The organism is Azospirillum sp. Sh1, from assembly GCF_008365135.1.
Classification (GTDB): Bacteria; Pseudomonadota; Alphaproteobacteria; order Azospirillales; family Azospirillaceae; genus Azospirillum; species Azospirillum oryzae.
In genome coordinates, this window is record NZ_VTTK01000013.1 from 78307 (window position 1) to 102914 (window position 24608).

A 24608-nucleotide genomic window follows, 5' to 3' on the forward strand; every position below is an offset into this window, starting at 1 on the left:
CTTCAGGGAGCGTCATCCTCGCGTAGGCGGGGAACCAGACTTTCCCTGACGGTCGTTTCCAAGGGTCCTGGATTCCCGCCTTCGCGGGAATGACGGCCGATTGGGGCGGCAGACGGTTCGGATAGGACAAGAAAAAGGGCGGGGGCCTTTCGGCCACCCGCCCTTTTTCATTTCGGCTCTGTTCGATGCCCAGCAGATCAGAAGGGCGGCTGCTGCGGCTGCTCGGCCTGTTGGGCCGACTGGCGGTGGTACAGCTCGGCGAAGTCGATCGGGTTGATCATCAGCGGCGGGAAGCCGCCTTCGCGGGTCGCGCTGGAGACGATGGCGCGGGCGAACGGGAAGATCATCCGGGCGCCTTCGATCATCAGGACCGGGCGGTGATGCTCCTCCGGCAGGCCGGGGAACTGGAACAGCGCGCCATAGGCCAGCTCGACCAGGAAGGCCACGGACTCGCCCTGGCGGGCCTCGCAGCGCAGGTTCAGCGTCAGCTCATAGATGTCGTCGCCGACCTTCTGGCCCTGGACGTCGACACCGATGTTCACCTGCGGCTGCGGCTGGTTCGGCAGCAGGCTCTGCGGGGCGTTGGGGTTCTCGAACGAGAAGTCCTTCACATACTGCGCGAGGACATGCATCGGCAGCGAAGAGGTCTGCTGCTGCTCGGCGCCGTTGCTCATCTGATCGGACATAACGGACTCCTAATCGCCGGCTGTCGTCCCGGCCATCGTTCCCCATGGGGAAAGGGCGGGGACGGTGGGCCGACCCGGATGTGAGGTGACAGGGGTTGGTTCGCGACGGTTGTGCCTTCGCCCAAGGGGCTGGCTATCACGGATCGGTCGTCCTGCCAACGGAAACCGCCGGCCCGCCGGTCGGTCAGCGCCGCTCATCCGGGCGGTGCTTCCCCCATTGGGAATCGGTCAGCCGGGGCGCGTCGCGGTCGTCGGTTTCATCGCCCGTCTTTCCTTCGCCGGGCGTAACGTCGCGGTAATCGCCGTCTATGACGCCGGGCACGCCGGGGGCGGGACGGAAAGGATCGTCGGCCGGGCGGGGGCCGTCCGCGCCAAAACCGGGTCCGCCGAACCCCCCGGCTCCGAAATTGCCCGCGCCGGCGCCGAAGCCGGGACGGCCGGCGGTGGTGGTGAAGACCGGCATCCCGGCCCCCATGCGGCCGAGCAGCCAGCGGCCGATGCCGCGGCGCAGCGGCCCGATCAGCAGGACGATGCCCAGGATGTCGGTCAGGAAGCCGGGGATGATCAGCAGGATGCCGGCCAGCACGGCGCAGAAGCCGTCCAGAACGGTGCCGATCGGCGCCTCGCCGCGGGCCGCTGCCGCCTGGGCGCGGGTCAGCGAAGCCAGCCCCTGGTGGCGGACCAGCAGCACGCCCACCACCGCCGACAGCGCCAGCAGTCCGATGGTCGGCCCGGCGCCGATCCAATCGCCGACCTGGATGAATCCGACGATCTCCAGGATCGGCAGAAGAAGGATCAACAACAGGGGATTCATGGTGTCCTTGCTCTTCGGGCTCGCTGCCCCTATCTAAGTTTGGATAGGTCGTCCGGACGAAACACCGGCGGCTGCATCCAATTGGCGGTTACTGGTAGCGGTTACTGGCGGGCAAGCAACACGTAATGCCGCCCGGCCGCAAGGTCCAGGGGCGGGCCGGATCCGCCGGCGATTTCGCCCCTGCCACAGGCTTCACGACAAGTCGTTTTGGAAGGAACAGATGATGGGAGACGGGTTCGTGTTCATCGAGATCGTGATCTTCGCGATGATCGCGGCCTTCCTCGTTTATCGGCTGCGCAGCGTCCTCGGCCGCCGGACGGGGGAGGAGCGTCAGCGCCCCAACCCCTTCACCGCCGCTCCGAACCCGGCGAAGCCCGATAATGTCGTGCCCCTGCCGGAGCGCAACCGGCCGCGGCCTGATGTCGCACCCGGCGCGGACGTGACGGTCGCGGACGAGCCGCTGTCGCTGGCCGCCTCCATCGACCAACTCCGGGCCGCCGATCCGAATTTCGACGAGAAGCATTTCCTGGAAGGCGCCAAGGCGGCCTTCGCCATGATCGTCGACGCCTTCGCCCGCGGCGACACCGCGACGCTTCGCCCGCTGCTGGCCGACGACGTCTATGAAAGCTTCGCCCGCGTCATCCGCGACCGTCAGGCCGCCGGCGAGCAGCACGAGGCCCGCATCGAGATCGTTCGCGAGGCCGAGGTGGTGGAGGCGAAGCTGGATGCCGCCCGGACCGCCCGCGTCACCGTGCGTCTGGTCACCGATCAGGTGAATGTGGTGCGTGACCGCGACGGCAACGTCATCGACGGCGATCCCAAGGCGCTGGTGGAAAACACCGACGTCTGGACCTTCGCCCGCAACCTCCGCTCCCGCGATCCCAACTGGGCGCTGGTCGAGGTTCGTCCGGTTGAGTAACGAGTAGAGAACGACCAGCAGTAATGACGTTCCACCATCGTACCGGTTTCAGCGCCATCGCCCTCTTCGGGGCGGTGGCGTTGCTGTTTTCGGCCTGCGCCCCCAAGGAAGAGGCGAAGCCGCCGCCCGACGCCCTGACCCTGGCGCCGCTGTCCTTCGCCGACTTGGCCGGCTGGCGCACCGACCCGGTGGCCCAGGCGGTTCCGGCGCTCGCCCGCTCCTGTGCCCGCTTCAAGACACAGCCGAGAGACCGTGCAGTCGGGCCGGGCGGTGTGGCGGGGACCATCGGCGACTGGCAGGGGCCTTGCGCCCAACTGGCGGATCTGCCGCCCGGCGACGATGCCGCCGCCCGCGCTTTCTTCGAGGCGAACTTCACCCCCTATGCCGCCGGCAACAACGGCACGCGCGAGGGGCTGTTCACCGGCTATTACGAAGCCGAGCTGGAAGGCAGCCGCAAGCCGGATCCGGCCTATCCGGTGCCGCTCTACCGCCGGCCGGCCGATCTGGTGATGGTCGATCTCGGCGATTTCTCCGACCGCTGGAAGGGGGAACGCACCGCCGGCCGGGTGGTCGACGGCAAGTTGAAGCCCTACGAGGACCGTGCCGCCATCGTCGCGGGCGCGCTCAAGGGCAAGGGGCTGGAACTGGTCTGGGTGAAGGACCCGATCGGTGCCTTCTTCCTGCAAATCCAGGGATCGGGGCGGATCCGGCTCGCCAATGAAGGCGATGGTGGCGGCGAGATGCGCATCGGTTACGCCGGCCAGAACGGCCACAAATACGTCGCCATCGGCAAGGAGCTGATCGAGCGCGGCGCCCTGAAGCGGGAGGAGGTCTCGCTGCAGACCATCCGCGATTGGCTGCTCGCCCATCCCGATCAGGCCGCGGCGGTGATGAACGTCAACCCGTCCTACGTCTTCTTCCAACCGCTGTCGGGCGACGGCCCGAACGGCGCGCAGGGCGTGGCCTTGACGCCCGGCCGTAGTCTGGCGGTGGACTCCAAGTTCATGCCCTATGGCGTGCCGGTCTGGCTGGATGCCGAGGACCCGCTCGATGCCGGGCAGCGATTGCAGCGGTTGCTGGTGGCCCAGGACACCGGCGGGGCGATCCGCGGGCCGGTGCGCGGCGATGTCTTCTGGGGTCATGGCCCGGAGGCGGAGCAGCGGGCCGGGGTGATGAAAAGCCGGGGAAGCTATGCGCTGCTGCTGCCGAAGAGCGTGAAGGTGGCGGCAGGCGGGTAGGGCAATGTTTCACGTGAAGCAGGGGGCATCCGATGCGAGTGCCCCCCGCGTCATCACAGAATGAACTTCGACAGATCGGCGTTCTTCGCCAGACCGCCGACCCGCTCGCGAACCAGGGCGGCATCGATGGTGATGGTCTCGCCGGCGCGGTCGCTGGCGGCGAAGCTGATCTCCTCCAGAAGACGCTCCAGAACCGTGTGCAGGCGGCGGGCGCCGATGTTCTCGACCGAACTGTTGATCTCCGCCGCCAGACGGGCCAGCTCGTCGATGCTGTCGTCGGTGAAGACCAGATCGACCTCCTCCGTCTTCATCAGCGCCTTGTACTGGCGGATCAGGCTGGCTTCCGGTTCGGTCAGGATGCGCTTGAAGTCGTCCTGGCTCAGCGCCTTCAGCTCGACCCGGATCGGCAGGCGGCCCTGCAGCTCAGGCAGCAGGTCGGACGGCTTGGCGATGTGGAAGGCGCCCGACGCGATGAACAGGATGTGGTCGGTCTTCACCGGGCCGTGCTTGGTCGACACTGTCGTGCCTTCGATCAGCGGCAGCAGGTCGCGCTGAACGCCCTCGCGGCTGACATCGGCGCCGCGCGCATCGGAACGGGCGGAGATCTTGTCGATCTCGTCCAGGAAGACGATGCCGTTCTGCTCGACCGCGCGGATCGCCTCCGCCACCACCTTTTCCTGGTCCAGCAGCTTGTCGGACTCCTCGGCCATCAGCACGCCATGGCTTTCGGCCACCGTCATGCGGCGGGTCTTGGTGCGGCCGCCCATCATCTTGCCGAACATGTCGTTCAGGTTCAGCATGCCCATCTGGGCGCCCGGCATGCCGGGGATGTCGAAGGTCGGCATGGCGCCGGCGCCGGTATCGGCCACCTGGACCTCGATCTCCTTGTCGTTCAGCGTGCCTTCGCGCAGCATCTTGCGGAACTTGGCGCGCGTCTCCGCACTGGCGCTGTCGCCGCACAGCGCGTCGAGCACGCGCTCCTCCGCCCGCAGTTCGGCCTTGGCGGCGACCTCCTTGCGCAGGCGCTCGCGGGTCAGGCCGATGGCGGCCTCCACCAGATCGCGGACGATCTGCTCGACGTCCCGGCCGACATAGCCGACCTCGGTGAATTTGGTGGCCTCCACCTTCAGGAAGGGGGCCTGGGCCAGCCGGGCGAGGCGGCGGGCGATCTCCGTCTTGCCGACGCCGGTCGGGCCGATCATCAGGATGTTCTTCGGCAACACCTCTTCGCGCAGGCCCTCCGGCAGCTGCTGCCGGCGCCAGCGGTTGCGGAGCGCGATGGCGACCGCGCGCTTGGCGTCGTTCTGGCCGACGATGTAGCGGTCGAGTTCCGAGACAATCTCGCGCGGGCTGAAAGCGGCGCTGTCGGCGGACACGGAGGCGGTCTGAATCGTCATGGCGCTCACAGCTTTTCCAGGGTGACGTTTTCGTTGGTGTAGACGCAGATGCCGGCGGCGATCCTCATCGCCTTGCGCGCCACCGCCTCCGCATCCATCCCGTCGATGTCGATCAGCGCACGGGCCGCCGACAGAGCGTAGGACCCGCCGGAGCCGATGCCGATCAGCCCGTCCTCCGGCTCCAGCACGTCGCCGTTGCCGGTAAGCACCAGGCTGACCGTCTTGTCGGCGACGGCCATCATCGCTTCCAGCCGGCGCAGGTAGCGGTCGGTGCGCCAGTCCTTGGCCATCTCGACGCAGGCGCGGGTCAGCTGTCCGGGATACTGCTCCAGCTTGCCTTCCAGCCGCTCGAACAGGGTCAGCGCGTCGGCGGTGGCGCCGGCGAAGCCCGCCATCACCGTCCCGCCGGCCAGCCAGCGGACCTTGCGCGCGTTGGCCTTCATCACCGTCTGGCCGACCGAGACCTGCCCGTCGCCGGCGATCACCACCTGACCGTTCTTGCGCACCGACAGGATGGTGGTGCCATGCCATTGGATGGGATCATGTGGATTGGACGCTGGATAGGTCATGCGGAAACCATGCTGGAAAATGGGGAATGGCCTGCCGCCCGCTGGAGTGCTGCGCCGATCGGCGCGCGGACACCATTGAATTGTGGCGGCAGGACATCCGGTCTATGTGGGAGGGGCGATGTCGCCGTCAAGAAGTTCGCCGTCGGCGGCCTCGTCCTCCCACAACGGGTCGGGAGGGCTGTTGCGGCGTGATTTGCCCGGCTTGGATGGAGCCGGAGGCTGAACGGCGGCGACCGGATCCGCCCCCAGCCGGTCGAGCAGCGGGCCGAGCGCCAGGAACTCCACAAGTCCCGCCGGCATGACGGGGGAGCGGCCGGCGGCCGGTGCCACGCCGGCCAGAGCGCCGCTTCCGTCGAGCAGCGGGTCGCCGGCTTCCGTCACCGCGGTGAACAGGTCGGCCGAGCCCAGATCCGCCTGGATCAGTGTGCCGCCACGAGCCTCGTCGGCCGGCAGGCCACCGACGATCCCGGCTATTTCCTTGCCGCGTCCGCCGATGACCGCCCGCACCGGTTCGCTGACGCGCAGGGTCGCGGTACGTAGGGACAGGGCGGGCAGCCGCGCCGGCACCCGAACCAGGGCAAGGCCGTTGGTCGCGTCGCGCCCGATCACCCAGCCGGTCAGCTCCACGCCACGGGCCGGCCGCACCGTAACGGTGGGGTCGGAGCCGGAGAGGGGTGCCAGCAGCACCGCCTGCACCTCGCCGGCGACCTCGGTTTCTCCGATCACCAGCCCGTGCGACCGGCCGACGGGTATCCTCGCCGACGCGATCCTGCCGGATCCGGTCCCGCCTCGCAGAAGCAGACGGCTGGGGGCAGCCTGTGCCGGGGCTGCGACCGGAGCGCGGGGTGCCGCGTCCGGTACCGGCTGCGGTGTCAGCGGAGTGGGGCCGGATCCGGCCGGTGCCGCCACGGGAAACACCGTCGACGGCCGTGCGGCCGGGGAGGGCAGGGCGCCGCCGGACAGCAGGGCGCGGAAACCGGCGTCGGCGGCGAGCGCCTCCACCGCCGCGGCGAAGGCCTCCTCGACCAGCAGGGTCTCGCCCTGGGGCACGCCGCGCTCCTGCGCCGTGGCGCCGGTGGTGACGATGCGGTGGACCAGCCCGTCGCCGCGCGCGTCGTAGACCGTCCATTCCACCTTGACGCTACCGGTGCCGGAACTGCCCTTGCTGCTGCCGGTCAGCCAGTTGTTGCGGTGGCACAGCTCCAGCTGCACGTCGCGCAGGTCGCCCTGCACGGTGAAGCGGGCGCGGCTGCGGTTGCCGTCCGGGTTGTCGGGTCCGCCGGGCCGGCCGACCACGTCGAAGCCGGCGGCGGTCATCACCTCGGCGAACCGCTCGTCGAAGGTGGAGCCGCGCCGCATGTTGACGCCGCTGGTCCAATAGACATCGTCATAGGGTGGGGCGCAGTCGATCCCCCAGACATAGCGGCCGATCTGCATCCCCCGCCGCATCGACCCGATGGTCAGTTCCCCGAAGCGGAAGGGCGCAGTGGTGCCGGCGGCGACCGGCGGCGCCGCCTTTCCAATCGGCGGGGGCGGGGACATGCCGCCGCAGCCGGCCGGCAAAAGGCCGAGAAGGAGAGTCAGGACTGCGGCGAATGGGCGCGGGTGGGTCGTCATAGGCGGATATGCACGCAGGAAGTGTGAAAGACTGTACCCCGCACACCTATGTAGGACAATCGTCGGAATGGACAGAGCGCGCATCATTCGTGCCGGATGCTGGCGCGTGCGGATGCTTCCTGCTACAAAACCGCCATGGACCAGACCCCCACGAATGGCGGCCGCCGCGCCTCGATCGAGCGGAACACCACGGAGACCCGGATCCGGGTCGCGCTGAACCTTGACGGCACCGGCGTCTACGACGTCAAGACGGGGGTCGGCTTCCTCGACCATATGCTGGAACAGCTGTCGCGCCACAGCCTGATGGACCTGACGGTCCTGGCCGACGGCGACCTGCACATCGACTATCACCACACGACCGAGGACACCGGCATCGCCATCGGCATGGCGGTGGCGAAGGCGCTGGGCGACCGCAAGGGCATCCAGCGCTACGGCCATTCCTATGTCCCGATGGACGAGACGCTGACGCGGGTGGCGCTGGACTTCTCCAACCGGCCCTACCTGATCTGGAAGGTGAACTTCACCCGCGACAAGATCGGCGATTTCGACACCGAGCTGTTCCGCGAGTGGTTCCAGGCCTTCGCCATGGCCGCCGGCGTGACGCTGCACGTCGAGAACCTGTATGGCGAGAACAACCACCATATCGTGGAAAGCTGCTACAAGGCGCTTGCCCGCGCGCTGCGCGCCGGGGTGGAGATCGACCCGCGCAAGCGCGATGCGGTGCCCTCCACCAAGGGCACGCTCGGCGGATCGCTCTGACGGCGGGGACCTGAAGTCCCCCTCCGCCGTCCTATCGGAAGGTTTGTCACGTCCATGGAAACGGTCGCGCTGATCGATTACGGCTCCGGCAACCTGCGCTCCGCCGCCAAGGCGATCGAGCGCGCGGCCGGCGAAGCCGAAGCCTCCTACAACGTCCTCGTCACCTCCGACGCCGATGCGGTCCGCCATGCCGACCGCGTGGTGCTGCCCGGCGTCGGCGCCTTCGCCGACTGCAAGCGCGGCCTGTCGGAGGTCCCCGGCATGCTCGATGCGCTGGACGAGGTGGTGCACCGCCGCGGCCGGCCCTTCCTGGGCATCTGCGTCGGCATGCAGCTGATGGCCGAGCGAGGCCGCGAGTATGGCGTGACCGAGGGGCTCGGCTGGATCCGCGGCGAGGTGGTGAAGCTGGAGCCGGCGGACCCGGCCCTGAAAATCCCGCATATGGGCTGGAACGAGCTGAACATCCGCCACCCGCACCCGGTCCTGTCCGGGCTGCCGGAGGGCTGCCACGCCTATTTCGTCCATTCCTACCAGTTCAAGCCGGCCGATCCCGACACGCTGATCGCGTCCGCCGATTACGGCGGGCCCTTCGCCGCGGTGGTCGGGCGCGACAATCTGGTCGGCACCCAGTTCCACCCGGAAAAGAGCCAGGCCACCGGTCTGGCGCTGATCGCCAATTTCCTGCGCTGGAAGGTCTGACGCGATGGCCGAGATCGCCATCGACAAGGTCGATGCGCTGAAGACCGCCGACCTGCATGACCTGTGCGACGCGGCCGACGATGCCATCCGCGCCGGCGGCGGCTTCGGCTGGGTCGAGCCGCCGCCGCGCGACGTGATGGAGCGTTTCTGGAAAGGCGTGCTGGTGGTGCCGGAACGGGTGCTGTTCATCGCCCGCCTGGACGGGGTGGTGGCCGGATCCGCCCAGCTGGTCAAGCCGCCGCGCAATAACGAGGCGCAGGCCCACGCCGCCCAGCTGACCACCAGCTTCGTCGCCCCCTGGGCGCGCGGCCATGGTCTTGCCCGCCGCCTGACGCTGGCGGTGGTGGAGGAGGCACGCGCCGTCGGCTTCCGGGTGCTGAACCTGGACGTCCGGGTGACGCAGGAGGCGGCCATCGCGCTCTACGAATCGCTCGGCTTCCGGCGCTGGGGCACCCATCCCTTCTATGCGCTGGTGCAGGGCCAGCCGCTTGCCGGACATTTCTACTGCAAAGACCTTCAGCCCGATTCCCCGCCGCCCGCCGAATAACCGACGCTCGACAACCGCCAGCCACGCCATAGGAAGACGCCCGCGATGATCATCTATCCCGCCATCGACCTCAAGGACGGTGCCTGCGTCCGCCTGCTGCGCGGCGAGATGAGCCAGGCCACGGTCTTCAACACCGATCCCGGCGAACAGGCCCGCCTGTTCCAGAGCCAGGGCTTCGAATGGCTGCATCTGGTCGACCTCAACGGCGCCTTCGAAGGCAAGCCGGTAAACGGCGCCGCGGTGGAGAGCATCCTGAAGTCGGTGACCATCCCGGTCCAGCTCGGCGGCGGCATCCGCGACCTCAACACCATCGGCATGTGGCTGGAGAAGGGAATCAGCCGCGTCATCCTGGGCACGGTGGCGTTGCGCGATCCGGAGCTGGTGAAGGCCGCCTGCCGCGAGTTCCCCGGCAAGGTCGCCGTCGGCATCGACGCGCGCGAAGGCTATGTCGCCGTGGCCGGCTGGGCCGAGACCTCCGACATCAAGGCGCTGGACCTGGCGCTGAAGTTCGAGGATTGCGGCGTCGCCGCCATCATCTACACCGACATCAACCGTGACGGCGCCATGGGCGGCGTCAACGTCGAGTCCACCTCCGACCTCGCCTTCCACCTGACCACCCCGGTGATCGCGTCGGGCGGCGTCTCCTCCATCGAGGACCTGAAGGCGCTGAAGATGGAAGAGGACACCGGGATCGAGGGCGTGATCTGCGGCCGCGCGCTGTATGACGGCCGGATCGACCCGAAAGAGGCGCTGGCCCTGCTCTCCGCCCCCGCCGTCGAGGACGCCGACTGATGCTGAAGATGCGCGTCATCCCCTGCCTGGACGTCAAGGACGGCCGGGTGGTCAAGGGGGTCAATTTCGTCGATCTGGTCGATGCCGGCGATCCGGTGGAACAGGCCCGCGTCTATGACCGCGAGGGGGCCGACGAACTGACCTTCCTCGACATCACCGCCAGCCACGAGAACCGCGACACCATCTTCGACGTGGTGCGGCGGACGGCGGAACAGGTCTTCATGCCGCTGACCGTCGGCGGCGGCGTGCGCACGGTGGACGACATCCGCAAGCTGTTGCTGGCCGGCGCCGACAAGGTGTCGATCAACACCGCGGCGATCCACCGCCCCGACTTCGTGCGCGAAGGCGCCGAGAAGTTCGGCGCCCAGTGCATTGTCGTCGCCATCGACGCCAAGAAGGTCGCTCCCGGCAAATGGGAGGTCTTCACCCATGGCGGCCGCAACGCCACCGGCATCGACGCGGTGGAATGGGCCAAGCGGATGGAATCGCTGGGGGCGGGCGAAATCCTGCTGACCTCGATGGACCGCGACGGCACCAAGAGCGGCTTCGACCTGGAGCTGACGCGCACGGTGGCGGACTCGATCCGCATTCCGGTGATCGCGTCGGGCGGCGTCGGCACGCTCGATCATCTGGTGGAGGGCATCCGCGAGGGTCACGCCACTGCCGTGCTCGCCGCCTCGATCTTCCATTTCGGCACCTACACCATCGGGCAGGCCAAGGCGGCGCTGAGTGCCGCCGGCATCCCGGTGCGCCCGGCCAAGGCGATGGAGACGGCCGCCGCGGAGAAAGCCAATGGGTGATAAGAAGGCAGTGGAGAAAGCGGTCGAAAAGGCGCCGGCCCTGCCGTCGGCCGAGGTGCTCGACCGGCTGTTCACCACCGTGCTCGCCCGCAAGGGGGCGGATCCGGAGACCTCCTACACCGCGAAGCTCTACAGCCGCGGCACCGCCAAGATCGCCCAGAAGGTGGGCGAGGAAGCGGTGGAGGCGATCCTGGAGGCGGTGCGCGGCGACAAGGCGGCGCTGGCCGCCGAATCCGCCGACCTGCTCTATCACCTGCTGGTGCTGTGGGCTGACCTCGGACTGGATCCGGCGGAGGTCTGGAGCAAGCTCGCCCAGCGCGAGGGCACCAGCGGCATCGACGAGAAGAAGTCCCGTAAAGCTTGAGTGGGGCTTGAGCGGGACTCCCCAACAAGAGGACGCATGCGATGGCCAAGAGCTATGACGCCAACAACGTGTTCGCCCGCATCCTGCGCGGCGAAATCCCGTGCAAGAAGGTGCATGAGACCGAACACGCGCTCGCCTTCCACGACATCGAACCGCAGACGCCGACCCATGTGCTGGTGATCCCCAAGGGCGCCTACATGGACATGGACGACTTCACCGCCAAGGCGTCGGATGCCGAGATCGCCGGCCTGTTCCGCGCGGTGGGCGAGGTCGCCCGCATGGTCGGCGCCGACGGCCCCGGCTACCGCATCCTGTCCAATTGCGGCGAGGCCGCGCACCAGGAAGTGCCCCACCTGCACATCCACCTGTTCGCCGGCCGCGACCTGGGGCGGATGATCGGGAAGGCTTGAGGGGAGTTAAACCCCCACCCTAACCCTCCCCCGCTGGGCGGGGGAGGGGATAAGTGCTTGTTGGTAAAGGCGGCGGCAGTCCCTCCCCTGCGAAGCGGGGGAGGCTAGGTGGGGGCAATCGCCAGCCGACACCCAGCCAACGCCCTACCTCCGCCGCGTCCCCGCCCGCCGCCGCGTGCCCTTCCTCGGCGGAACCGCGTCCAGGATCGCCAGGATCGCGTCGATCCCCTCCTCGTCCAGATCGCCGATTCGTTCCGACAGGCGGTTGGCTAGCTCTGTCGCCCGGGCGCTCAGCCCTGCGGTATCGACGGTCACGCGCGGATGAGACAGATCCGCCAGCCGTTCCAGCTCCTCCGCCTCGTCCCAGATGATGCCGAAATAGGCGCAGATCTGCCGGACCAGCTGCGGCGACGGCTGGCCGCGCTTGCCATGTTCCAGGGCCGACAGATAGGCGGACGAGATGGACAGGTCGGTCGCCATCTGCTTCAGCGTCACGCCCTTGGCGTTGCGCAGCGACCGGACCCGTTCGCCGAACGGGGTCATGTGGAGTCCCTGACTGTTTGGGACTCAGTCCTTACGGTCGCGCCGCCGTTTGATCAAGACATACAGCGCACCGTCGCCGCCATCCTTCGGCCGGGCCGGCTGGATCGCCAGCACCATCGGGCGCAGGGCCGGATCCGACAGCCAGCGGGGGGTCGCCTGACGCAGCACGCCCAGACCGCCGAAGCTGCCCTTGCCGGTGATGACCAGAACGCAGCGCCGCCCCTCGTTCCAGGCGCGGTGGACGAAGGCGGCAAGCGCATTGTGCGCCTGGGCCTGGGTCATGCCGTGCAGGTCAATGCGGCCATCGATCTCCAGTTCGCCGCGGCGGAAGCGGTCGCCGGTGCGGCGGTCGATGTTGGCGGTCGAACCCGGCGTCAGCGGCGGATGGCTCGGCCGGGCCGGGCCGGGCGGGGAAGGGTGGCGGCGCGCGGTCGGCGGCGGGGCGAGGCTGGTCGCCACCGGCTCCTCCACCAGCTCCGCCATGGTCGTCACCGGTTCCGGTTCGGCCTCGATCGCGCGGCCCGGCATCGGTTCGGCGTCGCGCATGGCGAGCCGCCACAGGCGCCGCTCGTCGGGCGTGGGCAGTCGTCTGCGGGTCATCGGCGCGGAACCTTCTGCGGAAACGATAAGGGCGGTGCCGACGGATAAAGCCCGTCGGCCCGCCCCTGTCAATGTGTGTTGCCGCAACGCGAAAGAAAAGACGTCCGAAGAAAGGACGGTGACGGCGGCGACGGTCAGCCGCCGGCCTTCAACGCATCCAAACGGCCCTTCAACAGGGTGTATTCGGGGTCGCTCGGCTTGAACTGGGTGATCAGCTTGCCCCAATGGTCGGCGGCCTCGTCCTTGCGGCCCGACATCATGGCGTCGAGGCCGAGCAGCCACAGCGCGTCCTTGTTGTCCGGTTCCGCCTTCAGCGCCAGACGCAGGGCGGAGGTCGCTTCTTCCGGCAGCGGCTTCGGCGTCTCGTTGCGCGGCTGGGTCTGCAGCACGGCGTTGGCATAGGCGACCTGCACATCGGCCCGCTCCGGTGCCCGCTCGCGCGCCTTGCGGGCGGCGTCCAGCGCCTTGGCGGGCTCGCCCAGCACGCCGTAGGAGCGGGCGAGCTTCAGCCAGCCATCGACGTCGGACGGATCGGCGTCCAGACGGGCGGCGAGGTTGGCGACCATGCCGCGGATCATCTCGTCCTGGCCGGCCGCATTTCCCTGAGCATTGGCTTGGGCGTTCGGCTGGGCATTCGGAGCGGTGGGCTGAGCCTGCTCCTTCTGTTCCGGCGGCAGCGGCTGCGGCGTCACCTTCGCGGGGTCGAGGTTCAGCGCCACCGCGGCCTCGCGGATCTGGTCGCGGACCACCGGCACCCACGGCGCGTCGGCCGGCGATTCCGCCATCAGCGCGCTCCAACGGTCCAGCGCTCCCTGCTGGTCGCCGGCCTGGAAGCGGGCGAGGGCGGCGAAGAAGCGGGCGCGCGGGTCCTTCGGCTCCTTGGCGAGCACGGCGTCGAAGGCGGTCACCGCCTCTTCCGGCACCATCCCGTCATTGGCGGAGACCAGCGTCTCGCCGAACAGGCCCTGAAGCTCGACATCGTCCTTGTTCAGGGCGACGGCGTGGCGAAGCGCGTCGGCCGCATCGGCGTTGCGGCCCATCTTGGCATAGGCCTGGCCCAGGATCAGCCAGCCCTGCAGATCGTTGGGGTTCTCGGCCAGCTGGGCTTTCAGCTTGTCCATGGCGGCCAGCACGCTCTTGGGCGGACCGCCGCGCTCCTGTTCCAGATTGCGCGAGGCGAGCGGCTGGGCCGGCAGGTCGGGGCGGCCGACCGAGCCGTAGACCGCAAGCGCGCCGACCGGCAGCAGCACCGCCAGCAGCACCGCCAGAACGCGACCGCTGCGCGCCGTCGCCGGCGCACCGGTGTTGCCGTCCTTCTCGGCGGTCGCCAGCATGCGCCGGGCGATCTCCGCCTTGGCCGCCTCCGTCTGGGCGTCGTTGATCAGGCCGCGCGCCCGGTCGCGTTCCAGTTCGTCCAGCTGGTCGCGGTAGACCTCGCGGTCGAACTCTTCCCGGTCGGGGCCGGATCCGGCCGACCGCAGCAGCGGCGGCACCAGCAGCAGCAGAACAGCCGCGGTCAGGACGGCGGCGAAAATCCAGAACAGCATCAGTCGTCTTTCCGCAGCAGGGCGTCCAGCCGACGCCGCTCATCCGCGCTCAGGGGAGCGGTATCGGCGCCGGCGGCGACACCGCGCCGCCCGCGCAGGAACAGGAAGGTGCCGGCCGCCCCCAGCAGCAGCACGGCGAAGGGGCCGATCCACAGCACCAGCGTGGTCGCCTTGAAGGGCGGTCGCAGCAGCACATAGTCGCCGTAACGATCGGTGACGTACTCCATCACCTTGTCGTCGCTGTCGCCGGCCTTCAGCCGGTCGCGCACCAGGACGCGCAGGTCGCGGGCCAGCGGCGCGTTGCTGTCGTCGATCGACTGGTTCTGGCAGACGAGGCAGCGCAGTTCCTGGCTGATGGTGCGGGCGCGGGATTCCAGCGCCGGATCCTGCAGCACCTCGTCCGGCTGGACGGCCAGGGCGGGGGAGAGCGTCGACAGCGCCAGCAGGGCGGCGAGAAGGAGGCGCTTCATCAGCCCTGCCTCAGATGCTTGACCATGGGGAGGATCTGTTCTTCCACCACCTGGGGGGTCAGCGGGCCGACATGCTTGTAGCGGATGCGGCCCTTGCGGTCGATCAGGTAGCTTTCCGGCACCCCGTAGACGCCCCAGTCGATCGACACCCGGCCGTCCTGGTCGGCGCCGATGGCGGCATAGGGGTTGCCGTTGCGCGACAGCCAGGTCAGCGCGTCCTCCGGCTTGTCCTTGTAGTTGATGCCGTAGACCGTCACCCCCTGCTCCCGCGACAGGCGGGTGATGACGGGATGCTCCGCCTTGCAGGGGATGCACCAGGAGGCGAAGACATTCACCAGCGTCACGTCCCCCGCCAGCTTGGCCGAGGACAGGCCGCCGGTCGCCGGTTGGCCCGGGATCGCCGGCAGGTCGAAGGTCGGGGCCGGCTTGTCGATCAGGGCCGACGGGATGTCGCGCGGGTCTCGCTCGAACCCCAGGTAGAAGGCCACGCCCACCCCGATGAACAGCAGGAAGGGCAGCAGGTACAGAAGGCGGCGCATCGTGTCTTGGTCCTCATTCGGCCGGCAGCGGGGCCGACTTGCCAGTAGCCCGGCGGCGTTCGGGCGCGCCGATGCGGAAGCGGCGGTCGGTCAGGCTCACCAGCCCGCCCAGCATCATCCCGACGCCGCCGATCCAGATCCACGGCACCAGCGGGTGGTGATAGATGCGGACGATCCAGGCGGTGCCGTTCTGCGTCGGGTCGCCCAGCGCCACATACAGGTCGGAGAAGACCGTGGTGTGGATGGCCGATTCCGTGGTGGTCATGCGGGTGGTGCTGTAGCTCCGGCGCTCCGGCTCCAGCGTGGCGACGGGCCGGCCGTCCTTCGTCACCGTGAAGATGCCGCGCTCCGCCTTGAAGTTCGGGCCGTTCACCAGCCCGACGCTGTCGAAGTGGAACTCGTAGCCGGCGACGCTGGTCTGGTCGCCCGGCTTCATCGCGGTGATGGATTCCGTCTGCCAGGCCGAGGTGCCGGTCATGCCCAGGATCGACAGGCCGATGCTGGCGTGGGCGATGGTCATGCCCCAGGTGCTGCGCGGCAGATGCACCGCGCGGTTCCAGCTGTTGCGGAACGAGGTGCGGAACAGGGCGATGCGGTCGGCGAACTCCACCAGCGAGCCGACGAAGGCCCAGGCGGCGAGCGCGATGCCGACCAGCGCCATCAGCGGTCCGCCGCCCGCCTTGACATAGGCGGTGACGGCGACGGCGATCACCACGGCGACGCCGGCCACCCACAGCCGGGTCAGCGCCGCCCCCAGATCCGCCCGCTTCCAGGACAGGTAGGGACCGACCACCATGGCGATCACCACCGGAATGGCGACCGGAACGAAGGTGGCGTTGAAGAAGGGGGCACCAACCGACACCTTGCCCAGCTTCATGATGTCGAGGAACAGCGGATAGAGCGTGCCGATGAACACCGTCGCCGTCGCGGTCGACAGCAGCAGGTTGTTCAGCACCAGCGCCCCTTCGCGGCTGATCGGCGCGAAGAGCCCGCCCGCCTTCAGCGACGGCGCCCGCAGGCTGTAGAGCAGAAGCGAGCCGCCGGTGGCGACCGCCAGCAGCACCAGGATGAAGATGCCGCGCTTCGGATCGACGGCGAAGGCGTGGACCGAGGTCAGGATGCCGGAGCGCACCAGGAAGGTGCCCATCAGCGACAGCGAGAAGGTGACGATGGACAGCAGGATGGTCCAGCTCTTCAGCGCGTCGCGCTTCTCCACCACGATGGCGGAATGCAGCAGCGCGGTGCCGGCCAGCCAGGGCATGAAGGAGGCGTTCTCCACCGGGTCCCAGTACCACCAGCCGCCCCAGCCCAGCTCGTAATAGGCCCACCAGGAGCCCATGGCGATGCCCATGGTCAGGGTCGACCAGGCCGCCAGCGTCCAGGGCCGCACCCAGCGCGCCCAGGCGGGATCGACCCGCCCCTCGATCAATGCTGCGACCGCGAAGGAGAAGGCCATGGAGAAGCCGACATAGCCGGCATAGAGGAAGGGCGGATGGAAGGCGAGGCCGGGGTCCTGCAGCAGCGGGTTCAGGTCGTTGCCGTCCAGCGGCGCCGGGAAGACGCGGATGAAGGGGTTGGAGGTGATCAGGATGAACAGCAGGAAACCGACCCCGATCAGGCCCTGGACCGCCAGCACGCGTGCTTTCAAGGTCGGCGGCAGGTTGCGCCCGAACACGGCCACGGCGGCGCCGAAGATCGTCAGCATGACGATCCACAGGATCATCGAACCCTCGTGGTTGCCCCAGACGCCCGACACCTTGTAGAGCATCGGCTTGGCCGAGTGGCTGTTCTGCACCACGTTCAGCACGCTGAAATCGGACACCACATGCGCCCAGGTCAGCGCGCCGTAGGCGATCAGCACCAGCAGCATCTGGGCGACGGCCGCGGGCACCGCGACGTTCATCCAGGCGGCGTTGCGGGTGGCGGCGCCGACCAGCGGCGGGACCGACTGCACCAGCGCGACGAACAGCGCCAGCACCAGCGCGTAATGGCCGAGTTCGGGGATCACGGTCCCGCTACTCCTTCTTCGCGGTCTTGGTCGCGGATTCGGCAGGGTTCTTGTAGACGCCGGCCTGCTTCAACGCCTCCGACACCTCCGGCGGCATATAGTTCTCGTCATGCTTGGCCAGTACCTCGCGCGCGACGAAGACGCCGCCGGTCATCCTGCCCTCCGCCACCACGCCCTGGCCCTCGCGGAACAGGTCGGGCAACTGGCCGCGATAGCGGACGTCCACCGTGTTGGCGGTGTCGGTGACGCGGAAGGCGGTGGTGACGCCGTCCGGCTGTTTTTGAACGCTGCCTTCCTCGACCAGCCCGCCCAGGCGGAAGTTGCGGTCGCCCACATGCTGGGCCTGCAGCTGGCTGGGGCTGTAGAAGAAGACGATGTTGTCCTGGAAGGCGGTCAGCGCCAGGGCGGTCGCCGTGCCCAGCCCGAGAAGGGCGAGGCCCAGCATGTAGAGGCGGCGTTTCTTGCGGGTCATCCTTCGCTCGCTTCCGCCGGCGTTCCGGCGTTCTGATCAGCCGCTTTGCGGCCAGCATTATTGGGGCCATTGCGGGTGCGGCGGCGGGCGGGGCGGGCGCTTTCCAGCGCCTTCAGCGTCGCCTCGGCGTTGCGCAGCCCCTTCCAGGTGGCGGCCAGCAGGCCCAGCAGGACCAGGGTGGCGATGCCGTAGGCCGGCCAGACGTAGGCGGCGTACCCGCCCATGTGGAAGAATTCGCTCATCATCCTTACCCCCGCATCCGATCCGCCACGCCGCCGTCGCCAGCGACCGAAAGCCGCAGCGTCTGGATTTTGCGCTGGGCGATCTCGGTGCGCACGCGCAGCATGACGACCGACAGGAAATAGGCGGTGAAGGCGCCGGCCATCACCAGCAGTGGCGTCAGCATGCTGGCGTCGATGCTGGGCCCGCCCATCCGCACGACGCTGGCGGGCTGGTGCAGCGTGTTCCACCAGTCGACCGAGAACTTGATGATCGGCACATTGACGATGCCGACCAGAAGCAGGACGTTGCCGGCCTTCATGCCGCGCTGCGGATCGTCGAAGGCGTTCACCAGGGCCATGTAGCCGAGATAGAGGAAGAACAGGATCAGCACGCTGGTCAGCCGCGCGTCCCACACCCACCAGGTTCCCCACATCGGCGCGCCCCACAGCGACCCGGTCACCAGGCAGACGAAGGTGAAGCCGGCGCCGATGGGGGCGGCGGCCTTGGCGAACAGGTCGGCCAGCGGATGCTTCCACACCAGACCCACGCCTGCGGCGATGGCCATGTTGGTGTAGATGAACATGCTCATCCAGGCGGCGGGCACATGGATGTACATGATCCGCACCGTCTCGCCCTGCTGATAGTCGGGCGGCGAGCCGAACAGGCTGAGCCACAGCCCGAGGATCGTCAGGATCACGGTCGCCCCGGCGCACCATGGCAGCAGCACGGCCGAGAGGCGCAGGAAGCGGGCGGGGTTGGCGAAACGATGCATAGAACGATGGCCCCGGTACAAGGTGACCTTGGTCAGGCTTGCGGACGATATAAGCGCATGTATGGCGGACTGCGAGGGGTTTCGCCTTGATCTCGGTCAGGAAGATTCGCCATTCATTCGTACTCTAACACCAAGGTATCAGGCACATCGGACCATTGCAGGTGCCGGTTTCACCTCCTGTCGGACGCCGGCGGCAGGGCTTTTCATCCCTGTCCGCCGGTGATTTTTATGCGGTCAGGCCGCCAGTTCCTCCCGCACCGCCGCCCGCATGGCCTCGGCGATCCGGTCGAAATCGCCCTGGCTGACCGGCAGCAGGCCGAAGCGGAAGGGATAGCCCCAGTTCCGCACCCCGGCGGTCAACTCCAGCCGGTCCAACAGCAGCTGGATCGGCGCTTCCTCCGATGGCCACCAGGACACGTCGCGCCGGAATGGGATGAAGCCGTCGCCCATGTCGAACTGGTAGGGCTCTCCCGGCAGGACGGTGCCGATGGCGGTGAAGGACTTCAGCCCGTCCGCCGCGCCGAACCGGTCGGTGGGGGAGTAGTAGACGACCCGGTCGCCCGGCCGGATCCGCCGCAGCGGGGCCGCCTTGCCGTGGCAGACCTGCATGAAGCCGCCGGCCCGGCCGCGCCGCACATGCTCGGCGCTGGCCACTGCGATCCAGGCTGCGATCGGGGCGCCGGTGCGCGTGGCTCCGCCACTCACGACCGCACCTGATCGGCCTTGGCTTCGTGCTGGTTGGCTTCCTCACCCTGGTTGGGGGCGAACACGCGCAGACGGTGGCCGTCGGGGTCCTGTGCAACGAAGGTATGACCGAAATCCATCGACGTCGGCGGCTGAAGGATCGTCAGGCCGCGGGCGCTCCAGTCGGCGTGGAGGTCGCGCACCGCGTCCTCGCCGGCGACGGTGAAGGCGATCTCGCCGCCGCCGGGCGCGGTCGCCGCCGGCTCGACCGTGTGGCGCGACCACAGGCCCAGCATCAGCCCGTCGCCCGCCTTGAACATGGCGAAGGTGGGCGAGGCTTCCACCGCCGGCCGACCCAGCAGGTCGGCATAGAAGGCGGCGCTGGCGGCCGGGCTGTCGACATAGAGCAGGACGAAATCGAGGGCGAGGGCGGCGGCGGAGGTCTTGGCGGCAGTGGCGGTCATGGTCGGCTCCGGTCTTGAAGGATTGGGGTGGGGCGGTCGGTTCGATCCGTTCGTCGCCCTCACCGGCAAAGCCAAGACTAAGCCGACATGCTGACAGTTTCCGTCAGCATGGTATCACCGTTGCGGGATGCCCTCCGCCGTGCGCCACTCTTTCAGCATCGCCTGCCGGCGGCGGGGATAGCGGGTCTCGCTGGCGGTCAGCGCCAGGATGCGGTCGGTGCGGAAATGGCGGAAGGACTGGCGCAGCTCGCACCACGCCACCATCACCCGAACCCGGTCGAAGAAGCCCAGCGCGAAGGGCCAGACGACGCGCCGGCTTTCAGACCCGTCGCGGTCGCGATAGGCGATCTCCAGCTTGCGTTCGGTCCGGATGGCGCTGCGGATGGTCGCCAGTTCGGCATCGCCGGCCGGGATGGGCTCGCCCGGACCGACCAGCAGGGCGGAGCCGTCCAGCCCCTCGCGCTTGTCCGGCGGCAGCACCGCGGCGATCTTGGCAAGCGCGTTGCGCGCTGCACCGCCCAGCCGGCTGTCGCCGCGGTCCACCACCCAGCGCGACCCCAGCACCAGCGCCTCCACCTCCTCTTCGGTGAACATCAGCGGCGGCAGCAGGAAACCGGCACGCAGGAGGTAGCCGACCCCCGGCTCCCCCTCGATCATCGCGCCCTGCGCCTGCAGCGTGGCGATGTCGCGATAGAGCGTGCGCAGGCTGACCCCCAGCTCATCGGCAAGCGACTTGCCGCTGACCGGCTGGCGATGCCGCCGCAGAACCTGCATCAGATCGAGGAGACGTTCGGCGCGCGACATGGGGGAACTGCGAAAGGGAAGGGGGCTCATAATGACAAGGGGCGCTCCCCGATGGGAAGCGCCCCTCTTCATGGCAGGTTTCGCCGGGTGGTTGCCCGGCGTTCCCGAACCCTATCGACGGATCACTCCGCCTTCTTGGTCAGGTCTTCGCCGGTGGCCTGGTCGACCTGCTTCATCGACAGCTTGACCTTGCCGCGGTCGTCGAAGCCGATGACCTTGACCTTCACCGAGTCACCCTGCGACACGACGTCCGACACCTTGCCGACGCGCTGCTGCGCCAGTTCGGAGATGTGGACGAGGCCGTCGCGCGAGCCCAGGAAGTTCACGAAGGCGCCGAAATCGACGACCTTCACCACCTTGCCGGTGTAGACGACGTTCATCTCCGGCTCGGCGACGATGCCCTTGATCCACTCGATGGCGGCGTCCGACTTCTTCTGGTCGACGGCCGAAACCTTGACGGTGCCGTCGTCGTCGATGTCGATCTTGGCGCCGGTCTGCTCCACGATCTCGCGGATCACCTTGCCGCCGGAGCCGATCACGTCGCGGATCTTCTCCTTCGGGATGTTGATGACGGTGATGCGCGGGGCGTTCTCGTTGACGCCTTCGCGGGCGCCGGTCAGCGCCTTCGCCATCTCGCCCAGGATGTGCAGGCGGCCGTCCTTGGCCTGGCCCAGCGCGATCTTCATGATCTCCTCGGTGATCGAGGTGATCTTGATGTCCATCTGCAGCGCGGTGACGCCGACCTCGGTGCCGGCGACCTTGAAGTCCATGTCGCCCAGGTGATCTTCGTCACCCAGGATGTCCGACAGGACGGCGAAGCCGTGGTCTTCCTTGATCAGGCCCATGGCGATGCCGGCGACCGGACGGGCCAGCGGCGCGCCGGCGTCCATCAGCGACAGCGAGGTGCCGCAGACGGTGGCCATCGAGGAGGAGCCGTTGGACTCCGTGACTTCCGACACGACGCGCAGCGTGTAGGGGAAGTCTTCCTTCTTCGGCAGCAGCGGGTGGATGGCGCGCCACGCCAGCTTGCCGTGGCCGATCTCGCGGCGGCCCGGGCTGCCCATGCGGCCGGCTTCACCCACCGAGTACGGGGGGAAGTTGTAGTGCAGCATGAAGTGCTCGCGGTACTCGCCTTCGAGCGCGTCGATGATCTGCTCGTCCTGGCTGGTGCCCAGCGTGGTGACGACCAGCGCCTGGGTCTCGCCGCGGGTAAACAGGGCCGAACCGTGGGCGCGCGGCAGGATGCCGACTTCCGACACGATCGGGCGCACGGTCTTGGTGTCGCGGCCGTCGATGCGGCGGCCGGTCTTCAGGACGGCGCCGCGCAGGATGTCGGCCTCAAGCTCCTTGAACTCGAAACCGATCGACTGGGCGTCGAATTCCTCGGCCAGCGTCTCGAGCGCCTTCGCCTTGGCGGCGCCGACCTTCTCATAGCGGGACTGCTTCACCGTCTCGGTGTAGGCGGCCTCGACGTCCGACCCGACAGTCTCGCGCAGGCGGGCCTTCAGGGCCTTGCGGTCATAGGCCGGCTCCGGCAGGTCCCACGGGTCCTTGGCGGCTTCCTCGGCCAGGTCGATGATCATGTTGATCACCGGCTGGAAGTTGGTGTGGCCGAACATGACGGCGCCCAGCATGACCTCTTCGGTCAGCTCCTTGGCTTCCGATTCGACCATCAGCACGCCTTCGACGGTGCCGGCGACGACCAGATCCAGGTCGCTGTCCTCGACCTCGTCCATGGTCGGGTTCAGGATGTACTGGCCGTTCTTGTAACCGACGCGGGCGGCGCCGATCGGACCCAGGAACGGGATGCCGGAGATCGTCAGGGCGGCCGAGGCGCCGACCATCGCCACGATGTCCGGATCGTTCTCCAGATCATGGCTCAGCACGGTGCAGACGACCTGCGTCTCGTTGCGGAAGCCATCGGCGAACAGCGGACGGATCGGACGGTCGATCAGGCGGCTGACCAGCGTTTCCTTCTCGGTCGGACGGCCTTCGCGCTTGAAGAAGCCGCCGGGAATCTTGCCGGCCGCGAACGCCTTTTCCTGATAATTGACGGTCAGCGGGAAGAAATCGACGCCCGGCTTCGGCGCCTTGGCGGCGACGGCGGTGCACAGGACGGTGGTGTCACCATAGGTGACCAGAACCGCGCCGTTGGCCTGACGGGCGATCTTGCCCGTTTCCAGGACCAGCTTGCGGCCGCCCCATTCGATTTCTTTGCGATGAACAGTGAACATGGATTCTTTCCTTCCATCCGACACCCTGCAACGGCCGGATTGCCGCCCAAGGCCGGGGCCATCGGTCGTAGGACCCCGCGAGAAAACTGGAGATATGGTGTTCGACAACAGGACTAAACGAATCAAGATAGAAGTGTCGTGGATGCAAAAAAGGCCGGTCCCCGAATAATCGGGCCGGCCTGTCCGTCACGAAACGCTCAAGATCGAGTTTCTATTGCCAATAACCAATGAGGTGTTCCGGAACGATACAGGGCAAAAGCATCTTTGATAGTCCGCTGGACTGGACGGGAAACCCCCGACCGGTGGCCGGCCAGGGGAACCCGAACCCGTCAGCGGGACAGCGCAGCCGTTAGCGGCGCAGGCCCAGACGCTCGATCAGAGCGGCGTAGCGCGACTGATCCTTCTTCTTCAGGTAGTCGAGCAGACGGCGGCGCTGACCGACCATCACCAGCAGACCACGGCGGGAGTGGAAATCCTTCTTGTGGCCCTTCAGGTGATCCGTCAGGTTGCTGATGCGCTCCGTCAGGATCGACACCTGGACCTCGGGCGAACCGGTGTCGTTGGTGCCGCGGGAAAATTCCTTGATCAGCTCTTGCTTGCGCTCGGGCGTAATCGACATCGGGGTCTCCTGAATCACGTGAGGTTGAGTACGCGCACCGGACGGACCTCCGCCCCCTCGACACGGGCCAACGCCACCGGCGTTCCGCCGAAAAGCGCAATGACGGTGCCATCCCCACCGTCAGCACCCTGAACGGCCATCAGCCGTTCACGATCCTGCCGGGTGAGGAGAGCGACCGTCTGGCCGTGCCTCAGTCGGTGCGCTTCCGCTTCCGTCAGGGCCAGCGCCGGGATGTCGTCCAGCGCGGTCTCGATCGGCAACAGAAGTCGTTCGACGGCCGCACCTTGCTCCATGGCGGCCAGTTCGTCCAGGGAAATCGCGCGGTCCAGCGTGAAGGACCCGACGCGCAAACGGCGCAGAAGCCCGACATGGCCGACCGTGCCCAGCGCTTCCGACAGGTCGCGGGCCAGGGAGCGGACATAGGTGCCCTTGCCGCAATCGACCTCGAACACCGCATGGTCGGCGTCCGGTTCCTCGACCAGCTCGAAGCGGTCGATGCGCACGGTGCGGGCGGCCAGATCGACCGCGTCGCCTTCGCGCGCGATGTCGTAGGCACGCTCGCCGTCGATCTTGATGGCGCAGAATTGCGGCGGCACCTGCTGGATCTCGCCGAGGAAGGCGGGCAGGGCGTCGCGGATCGCCTCGGTCGTCGGCCGGTGGTCGGAGCGGTCGATCACCGCGCCTTCGCGGTCGTCTGTGGTCGTGCGCTCGCCCCAGCGGATGGAGAAGCGGTAGGTCTTGGCGCCGTCCATGGCGTAGGAGACGGTCTTGGTCGCCTCGCCCAGCGCGATCGGCAGGATGCCGGTCGCCAGCGGGTCCAGCGTGCCGCCATGCCCGGCCTTCTCGGCGTTCAGCAGGCGGCGCACCTTCGACAGCGCTTGGGTGGAGGTCATGCCTTCCGGCTTGTCCAGCACGATCCAGCCATGGATCGGCGTACCCTTGCGCTTACGAGCCACGACGGCCGCCCCGGCTCTCACCCCGGCTCTCGTCGTCGCCCTCCCCCTTGTCCTCGTCGTCGA

General features: G+C 68.2%; 29 protein-coding genes. 9 read left to right on the plus strand and 20 right to left on the minus strand.

Annotated features, from left to right (window positions below; all coding sequences use genetic code 11):
- Nucleotides 1–197: 197 nt before the first annotated feature.
- Both secB and FZ029_RS15325 read right to left on the minus strand, forming a co-directional pair.
- Nucleotides 198–686: a protein-export chaperone SecB gene (gene secB, locus FZ029_RS15320; RefSeq protein WP_085086914.1), complete on the minus strand. Its 489-nt coding sequence runs from the start codon at nucleotides 684–686 to the stop codon at nucleotides 198–200.
- Nucleotides 687–870: 184 nt separating this feature from the next.
- Nucleotides 871–1500 (minus strand): FxsA family protein, encoded by a 630-nt coding sequence (locus tag FZ029_RS15325; protein ID WP_149269973.1) that lies wholly within the window; start codon nucleotides 1498–1500, stop codon nucleotides 871–873.
- Between the two features lie 223 nt (nucleotides 1501–1723).
- Here FZ029_RS15325 and FZ029_RS15330 point away from each other — a divergent pair, with 223 nt between their 5' ends.
- Both FZ029_RS15330 and FZ029_RS15335 read left to right on the plus strand, forming a co-directional pair.
- On the plus strand, nucleotides 1724–2419 hold the full coding sequence (locus tag FZ029_RS15330) for a Tim44/TimA family putative adaptor protein (RefSeq protein WP_149270033.1): 696 nt from the start codon (nucleotides 1724–1726) through the stop codon (nucleotides 2417–2419).
- Nucleotides 2420–2442: 23 nt separating this feature from the next.
- Nucleotides 2443–3657, plus strand: a complete 1215-nt coding sequence (locus FZ029_RS15335) for a murein transglycosylase A (protein WP_149269974.1) — start codon at nucleotides 2443–2445, stop codon at nucleotides 3655–3657.
- Between the two features lie 53 nt (nucleotides 3658–3710).
- Here the strand turns inward: FZ029_RS15335 and hslU are convergent, their stop codons facing one another.
- From hslU to FZ029_RS15350, 3 genes are all read right to left on the minus strand, one after another.
- Complete coding sequence (gene hslU, locus FZ029_RS15340) at nucleotides 3711–5054, minus strand: ATP-dependent protease ATPase subunit HslU (protein ID WP_149200825.1); 1344 nt, start codon at nucleotides 5052–5054, stop codon at nucleotides 3711–3713.
- 5 nt (nucleotides 5055–5059) lie between these two features.
- Nucleotides 5060–5623: an ATP-dependent protease subunit HslV gene (gene hslV / locus FZ029_RS15345; RefSeq protein WP_149200826.1), complete on the minus strand. Its 564-nt coding sequence runs from the start codon at nucleotides 5621–5623 to the stop codon at nucleotides 5060–5062.
- Nucleotides 5624–5725: 102 nt separating this feature from the next.
- A complete protein-coding gene (locus FZ029_RS15350) occupies nucleotides 5726–7165 on the minus strand; it encodes a serine protease (protein WP_247892316.1) in 1440 nt (479 codons plus the stop codon).
- A gap of 210 nt (nucleotides 7166–7375) precedes the next feature.
- Between FZ029_RS15350 and hisB the strand changes: the two genes are divergently transcribed.
- The 7 genes from hisB to FZ029_RS15385 are packed head-to-tail and all read left to right on the plus strand — an operon-like array spanning nucleotide 7376 to nucleotide 11611.
- The gene (hisB, locus tag FZ029_RS15355; RefSeq protein WP_109075005.1) at nucleotides 7376–7999 is read left to right on the plus strand and encodes an imidazoleglycerol-phosphate dehydratase HisB; all 624 of its coding nucleotides are present in this window, start codon (nucleotides 7376–7378) and stop codon (nucleotides 7997–7999) included.
- A 54-nt stretch (nucleotides 8000–8053) separates the two neighbouring features.
- Complete coding sequence (hisH, locus tag FZ029_RS15360; RefSeq protein WP_149269976.1) at nucleotides 8054–8698, plus strand: imidazole glycerol phosphate synthase subunit HisH; 645 nt, start codon at nucleotides 8054–8056, stop codon at nucleotides 8696–8698.
- A 4-nt stretch (nucleotides 8699–8702) separates the two neighbouring features.
- Nucleotides 8703–9245 carry a GNAT family N-acetyltransferase gene (locus tag FZ029_RS15365; RefSeq protein WP_149269977.1) on the plus strand — a complete coding sequence of 181 codons (543 nt, stop codon included), beginning with the start codon at nucleotides 8703–8705 and terminating at the stop codon, nucleotides 9243–9245.
- A 45-nt stretch (nucleotides 9246–9290) separates the two neighbouring features.
- Nucleotides 9291–10037 (plus strand): 1-(5-phosphoribosyl)-5-[(5-phosphoribosylamino)methylideneamino]imidazole-4-carboxamide isomerase, encoded by a 747-nt coding sequence (gene hisA, locus FZ029_RS15370; protein ID WP_149200830.1) that lies wholly within the window; start codon nucleotides 9291–9293, stop codon nucleotides 10035–10037.
- Nucleotides 10037–10837, plus strand: coding sequence for an imidazole glycerol phosphate synthase subunit HisF (hisF, locus tag FZ029_RS15375; RefSeq protein ID WP_149269978.1), 801 nt, complete (start codon nucleotides 10037–10039; stop codon nucleotides 10835–10837). Before hisA ends, hisF begins: the two co-directional genes overlap by 1 nt.
- Complete coding sequence (locus tag FZ029_RS15380) at nucleotides 10830–11201, plus strand: phosphoribosyl-ATP diphosphatase (protein ID WP_149269979.1); 372 nt, start codon at nucleotides 10830–10832, stop codon at nucleotides 11199–11201. Before hisF ends, FZ029_RS15380 begins: the two co-directional genes overlap by 8 nt.
- 41 nt (nucleotides 11202–11242) lie before the next feature.
- Entirely contained in the window at nucleotides 11243–11611 is a 369-nt protein-coding gene (locus FZ029_RS15385) for a histidine triad nucleotide-binding protein (protein ID WP_149269980.1), read from the plus strand.
- A 144-nt stretch (nucleotides 11612–11755) separates the two neighbouring features.
- Here the strand turns inward: FZ029_RS15385 and FZ029_RS15395 are convergent, their stop codons facing one another.
- The 15 genes from FZ029_RS15395 to truB form a co-directional block, all read right to left on the minus strand.
- The gene (locus FZ029_RS15395) at nucleotides 11756–12154 is read right to left on the minus strand and encodes a helix-turn-helix domain-containing protein (RefSeq protein ID WP_149269981.1); all 399 of its coding nucleotides are present in this window, start codon (nucleotides 12152–12154) and stop codon (nucleotides 11756–11758) included.
- 24 nt (nucleotides 12155–12178) lie between these two features.
- Nucleotides 12179–12754, minus strand: a complete 576-nt coding sequence (locus FZ029_RS15400) for a Smr/MutS family protein (protein WP_149269982.1) — start codon at nucleotides 12752–12754, stop codon at nucleotides 12179–12181.
- Nucleotides 12755–12888: 134 nt separating this feature from the next.
- Nucleotides 12889–14301 (minus strand): c-type cytochrome biogenesis protein CcmI, encoded by a 1413-nt coding sequence (gene ccmI / locus FZ029_RS15405; protein ID WP_149269983.1) that lies wholly within the window; start codon nucleotides 14299–14301, stop codon nucleotides 12889–12891.
- Complete coding sequence (locus FZ029_RS15410; RefSeq protein ID WP_149269984.1) at nucleotides 14301–14771, minus strand: cytochrome c-type biogenesis protein; 471 nt, start codon at nucleotides 14769–14771, stop codon at nucleotides 14301–14303. The genes ccmI and FZ029_RS15410 overlap by 1 nt, the downstream gene beginning before the upstream one ends.
- The gene (locus FZ029_RS15415) at nucleotides 14771–15310 is read right to left on the minus strand and encodes a DsbE family thiol:disulfide interchange protein (RefSeq protein WP_149269985.1); all 540 of its coding nucleotides are present in this window, start codon (nucleotides 15308–15310) and stop codon (nucleotides 14771–14773) included. The genes FZ029_RS15410 and FZ029_RS15415 overlap by 1 nt, the downstream gene beginning before the upstream one ends.
- 13 nt (nucleotides 15311–15323) lie before the next feature.
- Nucleotides 15324–17318 carry a heme lyase CcmF/NrfE family subunit gene (locus tag FZ029_RS15420; RefSeq protein WP_149269986.1) on the minus strand — a complete coding sequence of 665 codons (1995 nt, stop codon included), beginning with the start codon at nucleotides 17316–17318 and terminating at the stop codon, nucleotides 15324–15326.
- 7 nt (nucleotides 17319–17325) lie between these two features.
- Nucleotides 17326–17790, minus strand: coding sequence for a cytochrome c maturation protein CcmE (gene ccmE / locus FZ029_RS15425; RefSeq protein WP_149200840.1), 465 nt, complete (start codon nucleotides 17788–17790; stop codon nucleotides 17326–17328).
- On the minus strand, nucleotides 17787–18035 hold the full coding sequence (gene ccmD / locus FZ029_RS15430) for a heme exporter protein CcmD (protein ID WP_247870510.1): 249 nt from the start codon (nucleotides 18033–18035) through the stop codon (nucleotides 17787–17789). The genes ccmE and ccmD overlap by 4 nt, the downstream gene beginning before the upstream one ends.
- A gap of 2 nt (nucleotides 18036–18037) precedes the next feature.
- The gene (locus FZ029_RS15435) at nucleotides 18038–18784 is read right to left on the minus strand and encodes a heme ABC transporter permease (protein ID WP_149269987.1); all 747 of its coding nucleotides are present in this window, start codon (nucleotides 18782–18784) and stop codon (nucleotides 18038–18040) included.
- 234 nt (nucleotides 18785–19018) lie between these two features.
- Nucleotides 19019–19489 carry an EVE domain-containing protein gene (locus FZ029_RS15440; protein WP_149269988.1) on the minus strand — a complete coding sequence of 157 codons (471 nt, stop codon included), beginning with the start codon at nucleotides 19487–19489 and terminating at the stop codon, nucleotides 19019–19021.
- Entirely contained in the window at nucleotides 19486–19932 is a 447-nt protein-coding gene (locus tag FZ029_RS15445; RefSeq protein ID WP_149269989.1) for a VOC family protein, read from the minus strand. The genes FZ029_RS15440 and FZ029_RS15445 overlap by 4 nt, the downstream gene beginning before the upstream one ends.
- A gap of 114 nt (nucleotides 19933–20046) precedes the next feature.
- On the minus strand, nucleotides 20047–20736 hold the full coding sequence (locus FZ029_RS15450) for a YafY family protein (RefSeq protein ID WP_149269990.1): 690 nt from the start codon (nucleotides 20734–20736) through the stop codon (nucleotides 20047–20049).
- Between the two features lie 122 nt (nucleotides 20737–20858).
- Nucleotides 20859–22970, minus strand: a complete 2112-nt coding sequence (pnp, locus tag FZ029_RS15455; protein WP_149200845.1) for a polyribonucleotide nucleotidyltransferase — start codon at nucleotides 22968–22970, stop codon at nucleotides 20859–20861.
- Nucleotides 22971–23319: 349 nt separating this feature from the next.
- Nucleotides 23320–23589: a 30S ribosomal protein S15 gene (gene rpsO, locus FZ029_RS15460; protein WP_063635662.1), complete on the minus strand. Its 270-nt coding sequence runs from the start codon at nucleotides 23587–23589 to the stop codon at nucleotides 23320–23322.
- A gap of 14 nt (nucleotides 23590–23603) precedes the next feature.
- Complete coding sequence (gene truB / locus FZ029_RS15465; protein ID WP_149200846.1) at nucleotides 23604–24545, minus strand: tRNA pseudouridine(55) synthase TruB; 942 nt, start codon at nucleotides 24543–24545, stop codon at nucleotides 23604–23606.
- Nucleotides 24546–24608 lie beyond the last annotated feature (63 nt).